Annotated in this window: 15 protein-coding genes; 7 read left to right on the plus strand and 8 right to left on the minus strand. The window is 64.6% G+C overall.

Annotated features, from left to right (window positions below):
• Nucleotides 1–181 precede the first annotated feature (181 nt).
• Complete coding sequence (locus tag M653_RS0101425; RefSeq protein WP_027141679.1) at nucleotides 182–2,497, plus strand: glucose/quinate/shikimate family membrane-bound PQQ-dependent dehydrogenase; 2,316 nt, start codon at nucleotides 182–184, stop codon at nucleotides 2,495–2,497.
• 28 nt (nucleotides 2,498–2,525) lie between these two features.
• On the opposite strand, the gene M653_RS0101430 is transcribed toward M653_RS0101425, so the two are convergent.
• A complete protein-coding gene (locus M653_RS0101430; protein ID WP_027141680.1) occupies nucleotides 2,526–2,960 on the minus strand; it encodes a hypothetical protein in 435 nt (144 codons plus the stop codon).
• A gap of 9 nt (nucleotides 2,961–2,969) precedes the next feature.
• The gene (locus M653_RS1000000137195; RefSeq protein ID WP_084636349.1) at nucleotides 2,970–3,125 is read right to left on the minus strand and encodes a hypothetical protein; all 156 of its coding nucleotides are present in this window, start codon (nucleotides 3,123–3,125) and stop codon (nucleotides 2,970–2,972) included.
• A gap of 245 nt (nucleotides 3,126–3,370) precedes the next feature.
• On the opposite strand from M653_RS1000000137195, the gene M653_RS0101440 reads away from it, so the two are divergent.
• Nucleotides 3,371–4,258 carry a dienelactone hydrolase family protein gene (locus M653_RS0101440; RefSeq protein WP_027141681.1) on the plus strand — a complete coding sequence of 296 codons (888 nt, stop codon included), beginning with the start codon at nucleotides 3,371–3,373 and terminating at the stop codon, nucleotides 4,256–4,258.
• Here the strand turns inward: M653_RS0101440 and M653_RS0101445 are convergent.
• Complete coding sequence (locus M653_RS0101445; protein ID WP_027141682.1) at nucleotides 4,255–5,181, minus strand: DMT family transporter; 927 nt, start codon at nucleotides 5,179–5,181, stop codon at nucleotides 4,255–4,257. The two genes, M653_RS0101440 and M653_RS0101445, sit on opposite strands and share 4 nt — an antisense overlap.
• 89 nt (nucleotides 5,182–5,270) lie before the next feature.
• On the opposite strand from M653_RS0101445, the gene M653_RS0101450 reads away from it, so the two are divergent.
• Complete coding sequence (locus M653_RS0101450) at nucleotides 5,271–5,750, plus strand: Lrp/AsnC family transcriptional regulator (protein ID WP_027141683.1); 480 nt, start codon at nucleotides 5,271–5,273, stop codon at nucleotides 5,748–5,750.
• Between the two features lie 47 nt (nucleotides 5,751–5,797).
• Here M653_RS0101450 and M653_RS0101455 read toward each other — a convergent pair whose 3' ends face one another.
• Together M653_RS0101455 and M653_RS0101460 are read right to left on the minus strand one after the other, a co-directional pair.
• Complete coding sequence (locus M653_RS0101455; RefSeq protein ID WP_015317249.1) at nucleotides 5,798–5,995, minus strand: hypothetical protein; 198 nt, start codon at nucleotides 5,993–5,995, stop codon at nucleotides 5,798–5,800.
• 261 nt (nucleotides 5,996–6,256) lie between these two features.
• Nucleotides 6,257–6,736: a thioesterase family protein gene (locus M653_RS0101460; protein ID WP_027141684.1), complete on the minus strand. Its 480-nt coding sequence runs from the start codon at nucleotides 6,734–6,736 to the stop codon at nucleotides 6,257–6,259.
• A 102-nt stretch (nucleotides 6,737–6,838) separates the two neighbouring features.
• Here M653_RS0101460 and M653_RS0101465 point away from each other — a divergent pair, with 102 nt between their 5' ends.
• A complete protein-coding gene (locus tag M653_RS0101465) occupies nucleotides 6,839–8,260 on the plus strand; it encodes an FAD-linked oxidase C-terminal domain-containing protein (RefSeq protein WP_027141685.1) in 1,422 nt (473 codons plus the stop codon).
• Nucleotides 8,261–8,308: 48 nt separating this feature from the next.
• On the opposite strand, the gene M653_RS0101470 is transcribed toward M653_RS0101465, so the two are convergent.
• Entirely contained in the window at nucleotides 8,309–8,818 is a 510-nt protein-coding gene (locus M653_RS0101470; protein WP_027141686.1) for a DinB family protein, read from the minus strand.
• A 153-nt stretch (nucleotides 8,819–8,971) separates the two neighbouring features.
• Here M653_RS0101470 and M653_RS0101475 point away from each other — a divergent pair, with 153 nt between their 5' ends.
• Together M653_RS0101475 and M653_RS0101480 are read left to right on the plus strand one after the other, a co-directional pair.
• The gene (locus M653_RS0101475; protein WP_245262039.1) at nucleotides 8,972–9,529 is read left to right on the plus strand and encodes a TetR/AcrR family transcriptional regulator; all 558 of its coding nucleotides are present in this window, start codon (nucleotides 8,972–8,974) and stop codon (nucleotides 9,527–9,529) included.
• Nucleotides 9,530–9,653: 124 nt separating this feature from the next.
• Complete coding sequence (locus tag M653_RS0101480) at nucleotides 9,654–10,172, plus strand: hypothetical protein (protein WP_027141688.1); 519 nt, start codon at nucleotides 9,654–9,656, stop codon at nucleotides 10,170–10,172.
• Between the two features lie 57 nt (nucleotides 10,173–10,229).
• On the opposite strand, the gene M653_RS1000000138195 is transcribed toward M653_RS0101480, so the two are convergent.
• Nucleotides 10,230–10,841, minus strand: coding sequence for a Dyp-type peroxidase (locus tag M653_RS1000000138195; RefSeq protein WP_348626222.1), 612 nt, complete (start codon nucleotides 10,839–10,841; stop codon nucleotides 10,230–10,232).
• On the minus strand, nucleotides 10,790–11,191 hold the full coding sequence (locus tag M653_RS1000000138200) for a Dyp-type peroxidase domain-containing protein (RefSeq protein ID WP_348626223.1): 402 nt from the start codon (nucleotides 11,189–11,191) through the stop codon (nucleotides 10,790–10,792). The genes M653_RS1000000138195 and M653_RS1000000138200 overlap by 52 nt, the downstream gene beginning before the upstream one ends.
• Nucleotides 11,192–11,324: 133 nt before the next feature.
• Between M653_RS1000000138200 and M653_RS0101490 the strand changes: the two genes are divergently transcribed.
• On the plus strand, nucleotides 11,325–15,323 hold the full coding sequence (locus M653_RS0101490) for an AsmA-like C-terminal region-containing protein (RefSeq protein ID WP_027141689.1): 3,999 nt from the start codon (nucleotides 11,325–11,327) through the stop codon (nucleotides 15,321–15,323).
• Nucleotides 15,324–15,359: the final 36 nt, after the last annotated feature.

A 15,359-nucleotide genomic window follows, 5' to 3' on the forward strand; every position in this document is an offset into this window, starting at 1 on the left:
CCTGATACGGCCACTTGAGCGACATGGCGGCCGGCGTTGTGAACAAACGAGGTTGCCGCCGCGGACCCATGACCCACGCTTGACAGGCGCGGCGGTCGGGAGAAAGTTGCGCAGGGGGCAGCACACAATGCCGGGTTGCCCAAGGCCGCCTCATGCGCGCAACAGTCGAAGGAGTATCATCTTGGCTGTCACCATCACCTCCCTCATCCTCTTCCTCATCGGCCTGGCGGTCGGCGCCGGCGGTATCTGGTTGGCCTCGCTGGGCGGCAGTTGGTACTACATCATTGTCGGTCTCGCCTTCCTGATCGCCGCCTGGCTGCTCTACCGGCGCCGTTCCACGGCGCTCTGGCTCTATGCGGCAATCGTGCTCGGCACGCTGGCCTGGGCGGTCTGGGAAACCGGCTTCGACTGGTGGGAACTCGGCCCGCGTGGCGGCATCATCGTGCTGGTGGCGCTGTGGCTGCTGACGCCGTGGGCGCGGCGGGGCCTTGCCGGTCCGGACGGCCGCGCGCCTCTGATCCTTGCCGTGCTGGCATCGCTGGCGGTGGCCGGCTATTCGATGACCACGGACCCCAAGGACATCGGCGGCGCGCTCGACACCGACAAGGTGATACCCAACGCCAATCTCGGCGGCGATGTGCCGGCGGGCGAATGGCACTATTACGGGCGCACGCAGTTCGGCCAGCGCTATTCGCCGCTCGACCAGATCACGCCGGACAATGTCGCCAATCTGCAGCCGGCCTGGACCTACCGCACCGGTGACGTGAAGGGGCCGGACGATGTCGGCGAGACCACCTACCAGGTGACACCCCTTAAAATTGGCGACACGCTCTATATCTGCACGCCGCACAACTTCGCCATCGCCGTCGATGCGGCGACCGGCAAGGAGAAGTGGCGCTATGATCCCAAGGTCAAGCTCGACAAGGACCGCCAGCACCAGACCTGCCGTGGCGTTTCCTATTATGCCGATGCTTCGGGCGCCGCCGGTCAGCCCTGCGCGGCACGCGTCTACCTGCCGACCTCGGATGCCCGGCTGATCGCGCTCGACGCCGCCAACGGGCAGGTTTGCCCGGCCTTCGCCGAGGGCGGCACGCTCAATTTGTTGGCCAACATGCCGTATCCGAAGTCGGGCTATTACTACTCGACTTCGGCGCCGCTGATCGCGGGCGGTAAGATCATCGTCGGCGGCGCGGTCAACGACAATTATTCGACGCAGGAGCCGTCCGGCGTCATCCGCGCCTATGATGCGAGCACCGGAAAGCTGCTGTGGAACTGGGATTCCGGCAATCCGGACCAGACGACGCCACTGGCGGCCGGCCAGACCTACACCGCCAACTCGCCCAATATGTGGTCGACCCCGAGCGCCGACGAGAAGCTCGGCCTGCTCTACGTACCGCTCGGCAACCAGACGCCGGACCAGCTCGGCATGGGCCGCAGCGCCAATGTGGAGAAATTCTCCTCCTCGATCACCGCGCTCGACCTCAACACCGGGCAGTTGAAATGGGTGCGCCAGACCGTGCACCATGACCTCTGGGACATGGACGTGCCGGCGCAGCCGAGCCTGATCGACATCACCAAGGCTGACGGCTCCGTCGTGCCCGCGCTCGTCGGGCCGACCAAGCAGGGCGACCTCTATGTGCTCGACCGGCGCACCGGCGAGCCGGTCATCCCCGTCAAGGACGTGCCGGCGCCGGGCGGCGCCATCGAAGGAGATCACACATCGCCGACGCAGCCGGTATCCGACCTTTCCTTCAGCCCGCCGCCGCTGACCGAGGCCGATATGTGGGGCATCACCATGTTCGACCAGCTGGCCTGCCGGATCGCACTCCATAAATTGCGCTATGAAGGCCGCTACACGCCGCCCTCGCTGCAGGGATCGCTGGTCTACCCCGGCAATTTCGGCACTTTCAACTGGGGCGGCGTGGCGGTCGATCCGGTGCGGCAGGTGATGTTCGGCATGCCGACTTATCTCGCCTTCACGTCTAGGCTGATCCCCCGCGCCGACGTGCCGCCGCCGGGCGACACCAAGGGCAGCGAGCAGGGGCTGAACCGCAATGACGGCGCGCCCTATGCGGTGGTGATGGGACCGTTCCTGTCGCCGCTCGGCATTCCGTGCCAGGCGCCGCCCTGGGGCTATGTCGCTGGCGTCGATCTTCGAACCGGTACCATTGCCTACAAGCACCGCAACGGCACCGTCTACGACATGACGCCACTGCCGTTGCCGCTGAAGGTCGGGGTGCCCGGCATTGGCGGGCCGATGATCACGGCCGGCGGTGTTGCCTTCCTGGGTGCCGCCGTCGACGACTATCTGCGCGCCTACGACCTGACATCGGGCAAGCAGCTCTGGCGGGCGCGGCTGCCGGCCGGAGGGCAATCGACGCCGATGACCTATACGGTCGCCGACGGGCGGCAGTTCGTGGTCATCGTTGCCGGCGGCCACGGCTCGGTCGGCACCAAGCCGGGCGATTATGTGATGGCCTACGCGCTGCCGAAATAGGCGGTGCCGGGGTTCGGCGATCCGACGATCAGCCGAGCCCCAGATGGGCCTTCAGGCTGGGCACCGAACCGAGCACCTGGTTGGTCAAATCGGGGCCGGCGGCGGCTTCGGCCTGCTGGACAAGCGTCTCGCCGGCCTTCTGGATCTGAGCCATGTCGAGGCCGGATGCCTTGAGCGCGGCGAGGCCGTTGACCAGTGCGCCGGCTTTCTCGCCGAGAACGCCGCCAAGCGCACCCTGCAGCGACGACAGGAAGCCGCCGCCGCCGGCCGGCGCGGCGGCCATGACGTCATATTGGTGCGCAAGGTGGTCGGCGCCGGGGATCTTGGCGAAAAACGAAGACGCGCTGGTGCCTTCGGCCTCGTGCTCCAGCACCGAGAGGATGGTGCCGACGACCTTTTCGGTCGTAGCCTGGTCAAGACCGGCCTTCTGCGAGACGGTGTTCACGATGTCCTGGACGTTCATGACTTCACCTCAAGCTTGGGTTTTCATGTTTGTGGGCTGACGCCGGCGGCTGCGAACTTTGACCATGGACTTGCGGCTCGCCGCGACAACAGCCGCGCGCATCGCCAGAACGGCGGCCAATGCTGCCACGAAGACGGTTGCCAGGATCGGCGAGGTCATGGTCATCGGTGTCGCTCCTTCAGGACCGTGGCCGCACCGTACCATGACGCGACCGTTTTATGAGTTTCCCCCACTATTGTGGCAGCGCCATCAAGATTTGTCACCGATGACAAAAACGTGATGATCTTCCAGCCGACCGATTGGCGGCCGGGAGGACAGCGAGATGTCACGGTCCGGTGACTGGACGATGAGAGGCTCGCTCCTATCTTGCGACCGACAAGAACACCGAAGCCGAGAGAGCGAGGAAGCCGATGGCCAACGTCACCACCAAACCCGTCATCACCCAGGCGATGATCGACGCCTATGACGAATACACGCATCTGACGCTGGATCGCCGCCGCTTCATGGAGCAGTTGACCAGGCTTGCCGGATCAGGTGCTGCGGCCGCCGCGATCGTGCCGATGCTGGCGGCGAACTCCGCCCAGGCGGCGATCGTGGCCGAAAACGATCCCCGCGTGAAGGGCGAGGACATCACCTATCCCGGCAGCGGCGGCGAGATGAAAGGCTATCTGGTCAAACCGGCAAACCAGACCGGCAAGCTCGGCACCGTCATCGTCATCCATGAAAACAGGGGGCTCAACCCGCATATCCGCGACGTCGCCCGGCGCGTGGCGCTGGAGGGCTTCTTGGCGCTCGCGCCCGATTTCCTGTCGCCGCTCGGCGGCACGCCCACTGATGAGGACAAGGCGCGCGACATGTTCGGGAAACTCGACGCGGCGCAGACCGTGGCCGACGGCGTGGCGACCGTCGCCTTCCTCAAGGCCGACAAGGACGGCAATGGCAAGGTCGGCGCCATCGGCTTCTGCTGGGGCGGCGGCACGGCCAACATGCTGGCCGTCAACGCGCCCGACCTCGCCGCCAGCGTCGCCTATTACGGCATGCAGCCCAAGGCCGCCGACGCGTCGAAGATCAAGGCTGCGCTGCTGCTGCATTATGCGGGCTTGGACGAGCGCACCAACGCCGGCATCGATGCCTTCAAGAAGGAACTCGACGCCGCGCATGTCGAATACACGGTCTATGTCTATGAAGGCGCCAACCATGCCTTCAACAACGACACCTCGGCGGCGCGCTACGACAAGAAGGCGGCCGACCTCGCCTGGGGCAGGACGATCGCCTTCCTCAAGCAGAAGCTGGCCTAGGCGCGATCAGCCACTGGTTTGTGGAAGGCAACGCCGGCCACGACCAGCGCGATGCCGAGGCAATCGGTCGGGCCGGGAATCTGGCGCAGCACGACGATGCCGATCAGCGTCGCGGTGACCGGCAGCAGCGACAGCATCAGCGCAAAGCTCGCGCGCGGCAACCGCGCCATGGCGAGCTGATCGCAGATATACGGAATGACCGAAGAACAGATGCCGACGCCTATGGCCGCGATGAGCAGCGGCGGCGAGAAAAGGGCGGGCAGCGCGTCAGTGACACCGATCGGAAGCACGACGACAAAGGCGACCGCCATGGCAGCACCAAGGCCGGCGATGCCGTCGCCGGCGCCCGCGCGGGCGACACGGTGGCCAAGCACGATGTAGCCGACAAAGAGCGCCCCGTTGAGGAAAGCCCAGAACAGCCCGGCCGGGTCGCTTGACCATTTGACGTCAATCAACAGCAAGGTGCCGGTGACGGCGATGGCGAGAGCGGCCAGATTGCGGGCGCTCCTTAGGCCGACCAGCGCAATGCCGATGGTGCCGACGAACTCGATCGCCGCCACCAGCGAGATCGGCAGGCGGTCAAGCGCCAGGTAGAACGAGCAGTTCATCACCGCCAGGCAGGCGCCGAAGGCAATGAGCAGGAGCCGCGTCCGAGGGCCGGCACGGGCGAAGGTTCGCCAAGGGCGGGTCAGCGGCGCGAAGATCAGCGCCGCGGCGGCGATGCGCAGCCACGCCATGCCGAGCACGCCGACATGCGGGAAAAGCAGCACGGCGAAGGCCGGCCCGAGATAGTGGAAGACCGCGCTGACCGCGAACCAGAGATGCGGCGGCAGTCTTGTCGCCAGCCCGGTGAGTGCGGGGCCGGCAAGGGCAGCCCTGATGGCGTCGGGACCTGCAGCTGAGACTTGCGTCGGGTCATCCATGGGATCAGTATCGCAGCCGATCGTCCCGATTTATATGGATGATGATCCGGTTATCCGATCATTTCTTTTTCGGAAGCAAGGAGTTTTCCATGAAACGCCTTCGAAGCGAAAACATCGACCTCGATGCGGCCGACATGAAAATCCTGCGCCTGCTGGAAAAGGATGCGCGCGCCAGCACGGCGGAGCTGGCGCGCTCGGTCGGCCTGTCGGCGCCGAGTGTGGCCGAGCGCATCAAGCGGCTGCAGGAAAACGGCGTGATCGAAGCCTATTCAGTCAGAATCAATCCGGCGGCGCTTGGCCTGAAACTATCGGCATGGCTGCGCATCCGGCCGGTGCCTGGGCAATTGGCCGTCGTGGCCGAGATCATCCGCGACCTGCCGGAAATCGCGCAATGCGACCGGGTGACCGGTGAGGACTGTTTCATCGCGTTGGCGCATGTCGGCTCGGTCGCCGAACTCGAACGGGTGATCGACCGCATCATCCCCCATGCGATGACCAATACGGCGATCATCCAGTCATCGCCGGTGATCGCGCGCTCGCCGCTGGAGGCGATCAGGCGGCAGCCGTGAAACTGGGGATTTGATCCCCGGGGCAAGCGATGTATCGGCCCCAGGCGCTATGCATGGCCGCGCTTCAGGCGGGCGCGCTTCAGGATGCTGCGCCAGCGGATCATGTCGAATGGAATCGGTTCGTTGTTGTTGGCGATGTGAAAGATCTCGTTGTCGACATTCTTGAGCGAACGCCAGAAATCGTAGTCTGATATGCGCGGATCGGCGGCCAGCCTGTCCACCTCGACCTTGATGTCGGTTTTCATGCACGTTCCTCGAACCGGCTTCGCCCCGCCGCCCGCTAAAACAACCCTTGTGCGGACGTTTTCAACCGCTCCGCTGAGTCGTTCAACGGCTCAAATGGCTTGTTCCCGTTAAAACCTCGGTAAGGTTAATGCGGGCGCGAAGGCGCTTCAAGCACTGGTGCTACGGGATATCCGAGGTTCTGCGATTTTGAGTTTCGGGTGTGGCTTTGAAGTCAGATCCGGTCTTCGCGCTAATGGGGCGAGATGGATGCCGGCTTCGCCCTACTTGCGCTTGATTCCAATCGAGCGGCCGGCGCGTTCGGGCATCGGCAGCACCGAATGGGCGGCACGCATGGCCTCGATCCTGGCCAGCACATCGGCCGGGAAGGGCGCCACCTTCGGCCCCGACATGTCGACATGCAACGACAAGGTCTCGGACGTGGCGGCGAGCCAGCCATCGACATGGCGGATCTCCTGATAGGCCCGCAGCCGCTTCTCGTCATGATCGATGAGCTGGAAAGAGACCGTGACCTTGTGGTCCAGGTGCAGTTCCTGCACATAACAGACATGGACTTCGGCGGTGTAGATGGTGAGCCGCCGCTCTTTCACATAGTCCAGCCCCATGCCCATCGCCTCGAAGGCCTCGTCCGAGCAGCGGTCGAACAGCACGTTGTAATAGGCCATGTTGAGATGGCCGTTATAATCGATCCAGTCCTTCTCGATGTCCATGGGCCTTGAGACGAAGGGGGCGGAGATGGACATCGAAACTTCCTTGTTCTGGTGCTGGACAGAGCGTGGTTGCGGAGACTACGCATCCATAGTCGCATAACAAGCATGCATGCTGGTCCATTCGCGGAGGATTTCATGGCCCTGAGCGACCTCAATCCGGTCGAACGCAACGAGGAAGGCATTACTGCCGTGCTCGGCATCCTCAAGCAGCGGCTGGGCGAGCGCTTTCAGACCGGCCAAGCCATCCGCTCGCAGCACGCGCATACGACGACTTACATTCCGACGCAGGCGCCCGACGGCGTGGCTTTCCCGGAGACCACGGCCGAGGTGCAGGAGATCGTGCGCGCCTGCGCCGCGCATCGCGTGCCGGTGATCGCGTTTGGCGTCGGCTCATCACTGGAAGGCCACACCAACGCACCGGGTGGCGGCATCTCGGTCGATACGTCGCGGATGAACCGCATTCTTTCGGTCAATCCACAGGATCTCGACTGCACCGTGGAACCCGGCGTGACGCGTGAGGACCTGAACCGGCATCTGCGCGACACCGGGCTGTTCTTTCCGATCGATCCGGGCGCCAATGCTTCGCTCGGTGGCATGGCGGCGACGCGGGCGTCCGGCACCAATGCGGTGCGCTACGGGACGATGCGCGAGAACGTGCTGTCGCTGACCGCCGTCATGGCCGACGGCGAGACGGTGACGACCGGCAAGCGGGCGAAGAAGAGTTCGGCCGGCTATGATCTGACGCGGCTGCTGGTCGGCTCGGAAGGCACGCTCGGCATCATCACCGCGCTAACCTTGAAGCTGCAGGGTATTCCGCAGGCGATCTCGGGCGGCGTCTGTCCGTTTCCGAGCGTCGAGGCGGCCTGCAACGCCGTCATCGCGACGATCCAGATGGGCATTCCGGTGGCGCGCATCGAACTGGTCAATGCACTGCAGATGCGGGCGATGAAAACTTATTCCAAGCTCGACTATCCCGAGAGCCCGTGCCTGTTCGTCGAGTTCCATGGCAGCGATGCCGGCGTCGCCGAGCAGGCCGAGACCTTCGGCATGATCGCGGAAGAGAATGGCGGCGGGCCGTTCCTGTGGACCAGCGTCGCCGAGGAGCGCACCAAATTGTGGAAGGCGAGGCACGACGCCTACTGGGCGTCGCTGACCTTGCGGCCGGGCGCCAAGGGCCTGTCGACCGATGTCTGCGTGCCGATATCGCGCTTTGCCGAATGCGTTATGGAAACCGAGGCCGATATCGCCGAGATGGGGCTGATCGCGCCGATCGTCGGCCATGCAGGCGACGGCAATTTCCACGTGCTGGTGCTGATGGATGTGAACGATCCCAAGGAAATCGCGCTGTCGGAAAAATTCGTCGCGCGGCTCAACATGAGGGCGATCGCCATGGAGGGCACCTGCACCGGCGAGCACGGCATCGGCCAGGGCAAGATCGGCTTCCTGCGCCATGAACTCGGCCATGGCGTCGACATCATGCGCACCATCAAGCAGGCGCTCGATCCGCTTGATATCATGAATCCCGGTAAGATACTGCCGGGCCCGTCGCAGCATTAGCTAGAGAGCCGGCACGGGGCCGGCATCTCCACGCCCGGATACTCCTGCTCACATTGATGCGCGGCGTGCGGGCTCGGCTTGGTGGAGATAGCCCGTGAACGTGTCAGGGGAAGACGGCTTCGATAGCTGGGTCACCATGCGGCCAACCTCGCCACGATGATAGCCACCGTGGGTTATGACGTGCGCGAGCATCTCTTCGCGCGACATTTGTCCCGAGGCGCCGTCAGTAAAGCTGAAGTTGATCGTCTCCGCCAGTTCTTCCGGTTCCACCTGTTCGACATAGCGGAGGTACCAGCGGTCGGTTTCGATGATCGCCTCGGACAATTCGGCGAGCTTCGGCGTGCTGCTGGTGCCCGTGTCCCGATAGCCGTGCGTCCTCTTCTGGATGTTCGACATAAAGATCCTGTCGACGACATGCGCGTGATTGACGGTTTCAAGGATCGCGACGAGTTGCTCGTCGGTCACGTCGTTTTCGACCTCGGCCAAAAGAGCGAGGAGTTCATCATCGGCCCAGGATTTGTAGCCGAACAGGGATAGAAGCAGTGTCTTGCTGCTCATAATGGCCTCTCATTGACTTGCCTGTCGCGCTTCTTGAATAAATGTGAGCGGACATTCGCATTTTGGTGAAAAAGCCTGAGCATGGCTACTCGCGTTCCCTTACGGCATGAAAGTGTGCGCAAAGCACCACGGCAGCAGCGTTCCCGCGCGACAGTGGATACCATCGTCGAGGCCGCGGCTCGCGTTCTGGCGCGGCGCGGCTGGGCGCATTTCACCACCAATGAGACGGCTTCGGCCGCCGGTGTCAGCGTCGGCTCGCTCTATCAGTATTTCCCCAACAAGCTGGCGCTGGCGGAGGAGATCCGCAAACGCCATCTCGATGCTGTGCTCGCCGCCATATCCAGTTCAGATGAGCGCGACGGAGCGGGCATGCTCGAGCAGCGCGTGGCGAAGCTGATCGACGGGGTCGTCGCTGCTCACAGTGTCGATCAGCAGCTACACCGCGTCCTGCTCGACGAAGTGCCACTTGCCGCCCGCTCGACGCAGGATCAGTTCGAAGCGGAATATCTGCGCCGCTACCAGGCCGTGATTGCATCCGCCTCAGGCAAGCCCGATCTCGAGCGCGATGACATTGCCGGGCGCGTGCTGTCGGGCGCGGTCGAAGGGGTCGTGCATGCCGCGGCGCGACATGGCGAACTTGATTCGCCGGCGTTGCGAGCGGAGCTCATAGACTTGGTCTGCGGATACCTGCGCCGCCGAACCGCGAGTTGATCGGGGCGGCATCGGCGTCGTGCGGGCGCATCGGAAGGCTTCTTGACCGCTGCAGTTTTGGGGCAGAGACTCAGCGCTCAATAGGCTTGGAGCCAACAAGGCGTGCCGGCTGAGGAGGACTGTCATGGCTATTTCACGCAAGGAAGAAGCGCGCGCGCTGAGCACCGACGAACACGAGATGGTGGAGAAATCGCACCATCCGGCCGTGCAGGAGCTTTCCGACTCCGACCTTTCCGGCCTGGTCAAGCTGTTGCGGGAGCGGCGTGACAAGGCGCAGACCGAAGCGCATCGGCGTCGGCGCGAAATCCGCGGCAAGGGAGCGCCGAAAGGGGCCGTTGCTTCGAAGGCCGATGGCGGTTCACAAGTGAAGCTCGCTGTGCTGGCCATGGCGATGCGGCGGCTGAACGGCGAGACCGAACGGCGCCGCCAACTGGCGGCCCGTATTTCGCTGGTCGACAATGCGCGCAAGGCGCTGGCCTTGAAGCAGAAAGCTCCGGACGGTCCCGCGCACAATTCGCGCACGGCGCACAAGGGCATGCGGGCCGTGGCCAACCAGAAGGTTCCAAGCCCGGTTCGACCGGCGGAACTCGGCCGGCAGCGCAAGGCGGCCAAGGTGGCGCAGGCAAAGCGCGACGCACGTTGAGGGACCGCGGACAAAGGCCGCCGGCCACTGCTCTACCGTGCGGTGGGATAGCTTGTCTTAGTTCGCCTGCACAAGCGTTTGCAGCATGGGGCGGGTCGGAGCGAAGAAGGTCGTGCCGGTGTGCGGCGTGGAGACGTCGAGCAGCCGGTCGTAGGCGCCCGGCGGCTCGCCGATATACATGCGTTGCAGCATTTTCTCGGTGACCCAGAGGTACCTGCTGTAGCCGATGAAGTAGGTTCCGAACTCGTTCTGCCCGGGCCTGCCAAACGGCATGTTGTCGCGCAATATGTCGTATTCGTTGCCGTCGGCATCCTCGATGGTGGCCAGCGACTTGTGCGATTTGCGCGGCGCGTCGTCATCATCGATTTCGATGTTGTCGATTTTGGTGCGGCCGATGATCGCCTCCTGCTCGGGAGTCGGAATGCGCGCCCAGGCCTGCATATCGTGCAGATATTTCTGAACCACGACATAGCTGCCGCCGGCGAAGTCGGCATCCTCGTCACCAACCCGCGCCGAGGCTGGCAGATCGAGGCCGGTCGGGTTTGCGGTGCCGTCGACAAAACCGAGCAGGTCGCGGGCATCGAAATAACGAAAGCCCGTCACTTCGTCGATGACGGTCACGCCGGGACCAAGCCTGTCGAGCAGGATGCGTTCGAATTCGAAGCACATGTCGGGCCGCTCGGCGCGGATGTGGAAGAGCAGGTCGCCGATGTCGTTGGCGCCGAATGGACCGCGCCCTTGATCGGCGCGAACGGCTTCAGCTCCAGCGGCCGCCGGCCGGGGCTGAGCCGGTCCCAGAGATCGCTGCCGATGCCGGCGATGCACGACAGGCGCCCGCCAAGATCGCGGAATCCGACAGTCTTGACCAGGTCGTCGAGCTCGCCGAGTACGGAGCAAACCCTGGCCAAGGCCGGCTGGTCGCCGGCGACGGTGACGACAAGGAAAATCGCCGACTGCGATAGCGGGGCATCGACACTCTGTGCATCGATCGGCACGCGATCCCAGTTCTTGCCCGACATCCGAGAATCTCCGCTTTTTCCAGAATTTGTTTCAGATCGTCCGACGTGACGCAACACAGCATGAATTGCCTCTTTATCGACACGCGGATGCGGGTAGAGTGCGGCAGAATTTCAATCAACCTGTTCGGAGCGGATGCTCGCACGCCTGTTCGTGATCTTCGGTGGCCTGTTCGTGCTGGTGCTGCTTGCGGCGCTGGTGGTGCCGTACTTCGTCGACTGGACCGGCTACCGCGCCGAGTTCGAGCGCGAGGCAAGCGCCATCCTCGGCCGCAAGGTCACCGTGCAGGGCGATGCCACGGCAAGGCTGTTGCCGTTCCCCTCGGTGACCTTTTCCAACGTCGCCGTCGCCGGTGGCCCGAACGGCCAGCCGGCCATGACCGTCGAGACGTTTTCGATGGATGCGGAGCTGGCGCCGTTCCTGCGCGGCGAGGTGCTGATCTTCGACATGCGGCTGGTGCGGCCGAAGGCGACCATAGACATCGCGGCCGATGGTACCGTCGACTGGGCGATGCGCCCGTCCTCGCCCTTCGACCCCGGCCAGATCTCGATCGAGAAGCTGACGGTGACGGAAGGGCAGGTCGAACTGCGCCATGCCGCAGGCGGCCGCAGCCACATCTTTTCCGAGATCAACTCGACCATTTCGGCCAAGTCGCTGGCCGGCCCCTGGCGCATGGACGGCACGTTGCGGCTGGACGGGTTGCGGACGACGGTCGCGGCGTCGACCGGCAAAGCCGAACCCTCCGGGCAGATGCGGTTACGGATGAAGGCGGACCCCGATGCCTATCCGCTGGTCATCGAGACCGACGGCAATGCCGGCATCGTCAACGGTGCCGCCGTCTATTCCGGCCAGTTCAAGATTTCGGGTGCCGACAAGGATGGTGCTGGCAAGAATTCAGCCGAGCTGCGCGGCACGGATGGCGAGACGGTCAAGGTCAGCGCCGGCAAGCCCGATCCGGGTTTCCGGCTGAACGGCAAGTTCTCGCTCGACCACCAGAAGCTTGGCGTCGATGAATTCCGTTTCGAGACCGGTCCGCTCGACAATCCCTACACCGCCGACGGCAAGGCCTCGGTCGATCTCGGCCAGAAACCGAGCTTCGCCATCGAAGCCAATGGCGCGCAGGTGCAGTTCGACGAGGCGGTGGGTGCGCCGGCTGGCGCGGGCCTGACGCTGGACCAGCGTATCGCCGGGCTCGAACAGGCGCTGCTCGATCTGCCGAAGCCGACCATTCCCGGCACGGTCGAGGTTAAGCTGCCGGCGGTGGTGGCCGGCGACACCACGGTGCGCGACGTTCATCTTTCCGCCGAGCCGGTCGGTGACGGCTGGTCGGTGAAATCACTGGCCGCGACCTTGCCGGGCCGCACCAAGCTGGAAGCCGATGGCAAGGTCATGCTCAACGTGCAGGGCCATTTCGGCTTCACCGGCTCGTTGCTGCTGGCCGTGGCGCAACCTTCGGGGTTCGCAGCCTGGCTGTCGAAGGATGTCGACGAAGCGATCCGCCGTCTGCCTGCCGCCGGGTTCAAGGCCAAGGTCGATCTCTCGGAAAACCATCAATCCTTCAGCGATCTCGAATTGATCCTGGGCAAGGCGAAGTTTTCCGGCCGCATCGATTCCAGCCAGCCTGACGACGCAAAGCCCTCGGTGCTGATGCGGCTCGAGGGCGGTGATCTCGATGTCGACGGGCTGGCGGCCTTCGCCTCGATCTTCGTTAGCGACAAGGGCGCCAACCGTTTTGCCAGCAGCGACCTCGATTTCCAGATCAAGGCCGGCCCGGTCAGCGCCGGTGGCTTGGCCGCCGACACGGTCGATACCGCGCTCAGGCTGCGCGACGGGCTGCTCGAAATCGACAGGCTTTCGGTCGGCGGACTGGCCGGTTCCTCGATCAGCGCCACGGGCCGGATCAAGGATTTTCCGGCGGGCCCGACCGGCAAGCTCGACGCCTCGGTGGTCGCGGTCGACCTGAAGCCACTGATCGATGTCGCCGCGCAGCATTATCCGGACAATGCCGTGCTGAAGGGGCTCGCGGGCCGCGCCGCCGCTTATCCCGACCTGTTCCAGGATGCGCGCATCGACCTCGTGGCCAGTGCGGCCGACAATGGCGATGGCACCACGGGTCTGGCGGTCAGCGGGCAGGGCAAGGCCGGCGGCTCGGCGTTTTCGGCGTCGCTGTCGGGAAGGGGCGCGATGGACAAGCTTGCCGACGCGCCGGTGACACTGACTTTCAATGCCAGGAACCCGGACGCAACCGCCTTGCTGGCGCTCTATGGCCTGCCGGCGCTGCCGCTTGGCATGCTGGGCGAAGCAAGCACCGATATCCAGGCCAAGGGCACGTTTGGCGGCGGCCTGGCGACGAGCTTCAGCCTTGCCGGCAACGACTTCAAGGCCGGCTTCGAGGGAACGGTCGCGGACACGCCGCAAGGTCCGACGGCCAAGGGCAAGGTCAATCTCGACGCCTCCGACATCGAACCTTGGCTGATGACGACGGGCATTGGCCTGCCCGGCATGGGCGCCGGCATGTCGACATCGCTGGCCGCGCAGGCCGATTACGGCAATGGCCTGCTGGTGCTCTCCGGGCTCAGCGGCGCCATCAACGAGGCGGCTGTGTCCGGCGACATCAACCTCGATGTCAAGCAGGGGGTCGACGGCAAGGATGGCGTGCCGCATCTGGCCGGTGCGCTGGCGCTCGACGAACTCGACCTCGATCCGATGGCGGTGGCACTGTTTGGCGATTCCGCTTTTCTCTTGGACAAGAACGGCGCCGGCAAGAGTGACAATGCTGACAAGAGTGAGAAGGCCGGCGCATGGCCGTCCGCCCCGTTCAGCCAGAAGTCCAGCCTGCCGTTCACCGCCGATCTCGACCTGACCACGGCTTCGCTGGCCGCCGGCCCGTTGGCCACCGCCTATGACGCGGCCTTCTCGCTCAAGCTCGACCCGGAAGGCATTCGGGTCGCCGACCTCAAAGCCAAATTCCTCGGCGGGGCGCTCTCCGGCCTGTTCGAGTTGAAGAACAATGAGGGCACCGGGCTTTTCACCGGACAGATGAAACTGGCGGGTGCCGACCTGACTGATGTGTTGCCGAATGCGGGCATCGGCGGCAGGGGCGATTTCTCGACGACGCTGTCGACCAGCGGCAAGTCGGTCGACGCGATGATCGCCGCTCTGTCGGGATCCGGCACCGCGACGCTGAAGGGCTTGCAGATCGCCGGCGTCAATCCCGATGCGTTCGGCGCATTCCTCGCCAAGGCGGATGCGATCGGCCGCGATATCGACGCGGCCAAGACCGCCAGCTTCGTGCCTGACATCGCCGCCGACGGCAGCTTCGCCGCAAAGGACGCCGAGGTCGCCTTCACGATTGCCGGCGGCACGCTCAGGGCGCCGCCGATCAACCTTGAAAATCCGGCGGCGACCTTGTCGGCCGACGTCACGGCCGACCTCAATGCCAGCACGGTTTCGGCCAAGGGCGCGGTCACCTATCGGCCCGGCGACGAAGCGCTGGTCGGCTCCGAGCCGGTCGTGACTTTCACCGCCGAGGGGCCGTTCGGTGCCGTGAAACGGCAGTTCGACAGCGAGCCGCTGGCGCAGTTCCTGACCCAGCGCGCGCTGGAAAAAGAACAGCAACGCGTCGAGGCGATGCAGGCCGCGCTGCTGGAGAAACAGCGGCTGCGGCGCGAGGTGCGCTACTACGCGGCACTTCAGGATGCCCGCGACAAGGCCGCGGAAGAACTGCGCCAGCAGGAGGAGGCAGTGCGCCTGAAAGCAGAAGCCGACGCCAAGGCGAAAGCGGAAGCCGATGCTCAGGCCCAGGCTGAAGCGGATGCCAAGGCGAAGGCCGACGCGGAAGCAAAAGCCAAGGCGGATGCAGACGCGAAAGCCAAGGCCGATGCCGATGCGAAGGCGGCGGCGGAACAGCAGGCAGCGGACGAGGCGGCCAGGGCGCAGGCCGAGCAGGAACGCCAGAAGGCGGAGGAGGCGATGCGCATTGCCTCTCAGGAAAAAGCCAGGCTCGAAGCCGAGCGCAAGGCGGCGGAACAGGCGCCCAAGGCCGAGCGGGTGCCCGCCAACGACAATCCGCCTCCGGCCAAGCCGAAAGCCAATCCGTTCACTGTCGACAATCTGCTGAAGTCGCTGCAGTAGGCGGTAGGACTGGGCTTTCCGGTTGCTCGCCGTATG

This window comes from Mesorhizobium sp. WSM3626 (assembly GCF_000513935.1).
Classification (GTDB): domain Bacteria; phylum Pseudomonadota; class Alphaproteobacteria; order Rhizobiales; family Rhizobiaceae; genus Mesorhizobium; species Mesorhizobium salmacidum.

Excerpts from the sequence above, each read along its gene's own strand:
- M653_RS0101430 (WP_027141680.1), bottom strand. The coding sequence starts at position 2,960 with ATGAACGTCCAGGACATCGTGAACACCGTCTCGCAGAAGGCCGGTCTT.
- M653_RS1000000137195 (WP_084636349.1), bottom strand. The coding sequence starts at position 3,125 with ATGACCATGACCTCGCCGATCCTGGCAACCGTCTTCGTGGCAGCATTG.
- M653_RS0101440 (WP_027141681.1), top strand. The coding sequence starts at position 3,371 with ATGGCCAACGTCACCACCAAACCCGTCATCACCCAGGCGATGATCGAC.
- M653_RS0101445 (WP_027141682.1), bottom strand. The coding sequence starts at position 5,181 with ATGGATGACCCGACGCAAGTCTCAGCTGCAGGTCCCGACGCCATCAGG.
- M653_RS0101450 (WP_027141683.1), top strand. The coding sequence starts at position 5,271 with ATGAAACGCCTTCGAAGCGAAAACATCGACCTCGATGCGGCCGACATG.
- M653_RS0101455 (WP_015317249.1), bottom strand. The coding sequence starts at position 5,995 with ATGAAAACCGACATCAAGGTCGAGGTGGACAGGCTGGCCGCCGATCCG.
- M653_RS0101460 (WP_027141684.1), bottom strand. The coding sequence starts at position 6,736 with ATGTCCATCTCCGCCCCCTTCGTCTCAAGGCCCATGGACATCGAGAAG.
- M653_RS0101465 (WP_027141685.1), top strand. The coding sequence starts at position 6,839 with ATGGCCCTGAGCGACCTCAATCCGGTCGAACGCAACGAGGAAGGCATT.
- M653_RS0101470 (WP_027141686.1), bottom strand. The coding sequence starts at position 8,818 with ATGAGCAGCAAGACACTGCTTCTATCCCTGTTCGGCTACAAATCCTGG.
- M653_RS0101480 (WP_027141688.1), top strand. The coding sequence starts at position 9,654 with ATGGCTATTTCACGCAAGGAAGAAGCGCGCGCGCTGAGCACCGACGAA.
- M653_RS1000000138195 (WP_348626222.1), bottom strand. The coding sequence starts at position 10,841 with ATGTGCTTCGAATTCGAACGCATCCTGCTCGACAGGCTTGGTCCCGGC.
- M653_RS1000000138200 (WP_348626223.1), bottom strand. The coding sequence starts at position 11,191 with ATGTCGGGCAAGAACTGGGATCGCGTGCCGATCGATGCACAGAGTGTC.
- M653_RS0101490 (WP_027141689.1), top strand. The coding sequence starts at position 11,325 with ATGCTCGCACGCCTGTTCGTGATCTTCGGTGGCCTGTTCGTGCTGGTG.